Annotated in this window: 1 protein-coding gene; it reads right to left on the bottom strand. The window is 27.1% G+C overall.

The features are described from left to right. Positions 1-312: 312 nt before the first annotated feature. A complete protein-coding gene (locus LGK95_RS22085) occupies positions 313-543 on the bottom strand; it encodes a hypothetical protein (protein ID WP_226127053.1) in 231 nt (76 codons plus the stop codon). Positions 544-1,057: the final 514 nt, after the last annotated feature.

Raw genomic sequence — 1,057 nt, 5'->3', positions numbered from 1 at the left:
CATTGCTTAGGAAAGTTTCTTCTTTATTCTCACTTACTATCTTTGCTATCTTTCCAATAATAAGTTTTTTATGATTTTCTAGTTCATTATTAAACTCTTGGATAGTTAAATTAGAAAATATGTTAGGTAATATGTTAGATGATGAATAGGTCATAATAATCCTCCTTAAAAAAATTAATAATATAATGTATTCTTATTAGTTTTTAAAAATGCCATATTTTAATAATTAGAGGTAAATTTTATTTCTTACCTACAATTACCTTTTTTCATTTTTCATTTTTCTACTTTATAAGTTATTTTATAGCTATCTATTTATTTGTCCTCACATGGATATATATAATTTGCTGCAACACGAACATCTAATTCCTCAGGGTCACATGTAATATCGTCGGGAAGTACAAACACTAATTTACGTTCAATAGTGCCACATTCACCACATCCCTTTTCTCTACATACAATTGTAATAAAATGATATATAACGAACTTTATAAAAAAAATTTCAATCCTTATTTGCACATTTGTACAATATTCAAAAAAAAACATTTGAATTAAAATGGTTTTCCAATATTTTTTAAAATTTATATATTTATGTTATATATAAAATCAATAACCAAAGCGTAAAGGAGATACAAATATGGAGAGAGGGGGGTACCCCCAGTACACCCTTTCATTATAATTTTTTAAACTCTCTTCTTTATTCTACTTCTTTCATTTCCAAGGAATATATTCTATATCCATTTCCACCCTTGCGCTTAACTTCATGCATAGCTAAATCAGCCTTCTTACTTAACGTTTTAGAGCTTCATGTTATTGCAACTAATTGATTTGTAAATTAGTTGCAATTAATACCAATAAATAAAAAATGCAAAGGCGTAAGAAGGGTTCCTAATTACCTTTGCATTTAAAAACTAGTCCCCAAAAGAGGGGTAATAGTATTACTACCTTAATTTTAACAAAATAACAATAACCACCTCATTGAATAATATACGAACTGTGAAATATATGTTTTTGTAAGATTCATGTTATGGTCTAAAACCCTACTGTTTACAACGGTATA

This window comes from Clostridium algoriphilum (genome assembly GCF_020443705.1).
GTDB lineage: Bacteria > Bacillota > Clostridia > Clostridiales > Clostridiaceae > Clostridium_AD > Clostridium_AD algoriphilum.
The sequence above is the reverse complement of the archived record's forward strand: the minus strand, read 5'-3'. Positions and strand labels throughout refer to the sequence as shown.

Coding starts and splice junctions, on each gene's coding strand:
- LGK95_RS22085 (WP_226127053.1), bottom strand. CDS start 543: ATGTTTTTTTTTGAATATTGTACAAATGTGCAAATAAGGATTGAAATT.